Source organism: Streptomyces malaysiensis subsp. samsunensis, assembly GCF_024519315.1.
Lineage (GTDB): Bacteria > Actinomycetota > Actinomycetes > Streptomycetales > Streptomycetaceae > Streptomyces > Streptomyces malaysiensis.
This window is the reverse complement of record NZ_JANIIC010000196.1, coordinates 1-1,946: the sequence shown is the minus strand read 5'-3', so window position 1 is coordinate 1,946 and position 1,946 is coordinate 1. Positions and strand designations below refer to the sequence as shown.

Here is a 1,946-nt window from a genome sequence, read left to right as displayed (position 1 = left end):
GCAGAGGTCATCAACTCCACCGGCAAGGCGCTGCGGTACCAGTACGACGACGAACACCGCGTCACATCATGGACGGACCGCAACGGCACTACCTATGCCTACGTCTACGACCACCGAGGCCGTGTGCTGCGCGGCATCGGCCCGGACGGCATCCTCTCCGGCCGCCTCCACTACGACGGGCAGGCCCGGACCACGCGCTACACCGACTCGCAGGGCAACACCACCACCTACGTTTGCAACGATGCCTACAAGGTCATCGCCCAGACCGACCCGCTCGGCAACACCACCCGCACCGAATGGGACGAATCCAGCGGCCGCCCGATCGCCGTGACCGACCCCCTTGACCACACCACCCGCTACCGCTACGACGACCAGGACCGGCTGATCGCCGTCGAGCGCCCCGATGGCACCGTCACCGAAGCCGTCTACGGCGACCACCACCTGCCTCTGGAGACCCGGGAGTCGGGTGGAGCAATCTGGCGCTACACCTACAACGACAGGGGCGCACCCGCCTCCACCACCGACCCCACTGGCGCCACCACCCACTACGCCCACAATGCCTCCGGCCACCTCACCTCCATCACAGATGCCCTGGGTCACACCACCAAGGTCACCCCGAATGCAACGGGCCTTCCGGTCGCAGTCACCGATCCCCTCGGCCACACCACTCACATCCGCCGGGGACCACACGGCCGGATCACCGCCGTCACCGATCCTCTGGGCCACACCACCCGCCATGGCTGGACCATCGAGGGCAAACCTGCCTGGCGCGAGGGCCCGGACGGCTCCCGCGAAGTGTGGCAATGGGACACCGAAGGCAACCTCGCCCGCCACACGGACCAGGCCGGTCACACCACCAGCTACACCCACACCCACTTCGACCTGCCGGCCATCCGCACCGACCCCGACGGCGCCGCCTACGCCTTCACCTACGACACTGAATTGCGCCTCACCGCCGTCACCAACCCCCAAGGCCGACAGTGGCAGTACGAGTACGACGCAGCAGGCCGCCTGGTCGCCGAAACCGACTTCAACAGCGCCCAACGCACCTACGAACGTGACGCGGCGGGCCGCCTGGTCGCCCATATAAACCCGCTCGGCGAAACACTCCGCTACACACTCGACACTGCCGGGCGCATCCTCTCCCAGCTCGACGAGACCACTGGCGAGCAGACGACCTACCGCTACGACACGAACGGTGCTCTGCTCCACGCGGCCAACGCCAATACTGAACTGACCCGTGAACACGACCGGGTAGGCCGCGTCATCTCCGAGACCATCGACGGTCGCACCACCACTTATGCGTACGACGCCAACGGCCGCCGCACCCAGCGCACAACCCCAACGGGCCTGACCTCAACTTGGACGTACGACGCCAACGGCCGCCCCACCGGCCTGAACAGCAACACCGGCACGTTGGACTTCACCTATGACGCAGCCGGACGCGAACTCGAACGCCGCCTGGGCAATCACACGAGTCTCACGCAAACCTGGGACCAGGCCAATCGCCTCACCACCCAGAACGTCACGACCCGCCACCAGACCGAAGCGGACCACATCCTCCAGCACCGCTCCTACACTCACGGCACAGACGGCTACCTCGCCGAAATCCGCGAGCTCACCTCGGGTACCCGCCGCTTCGAGCATGACCCGGTCGGGCGCGTCACCAGCATCCACGGCCACGGCTGGACCGAAAGCTACACATACGACCTGGCAGGCAACCTCAGCCACGCCACCGCTCCCGCCCACAACGCCCCGGGCGACCGCTCCTTCACCGGCACGATCATCCATCGTGCCGGCCGCACCACCTACGAACACGACACGGCCGGCCGCCTAACCCGCCGCACCCGCAGGCTCCTCAACGGGCAGACCCGAACCTGGACCTACACCTGAAACACCCAGGACCGCCTCGGCCTTGCCACAACCCCCGATGGCAAGCGATGGCG

Annotated in this window: 1 pseudogene; it reads left to right on the top strand. The window is 67.0% G+C overall.

Going from position 1 to position 1,946, the window contains the following annotated elements:
• Positions 1 to 1,893, top strand: a pseudogene (locus tag NQU54_RS48420) (type IV secretion protein Rhs); the annotation flags it as partial.
• Between the last annotated feature and the right edge of the window lie 53 nt (positions 1,894 to 1,946).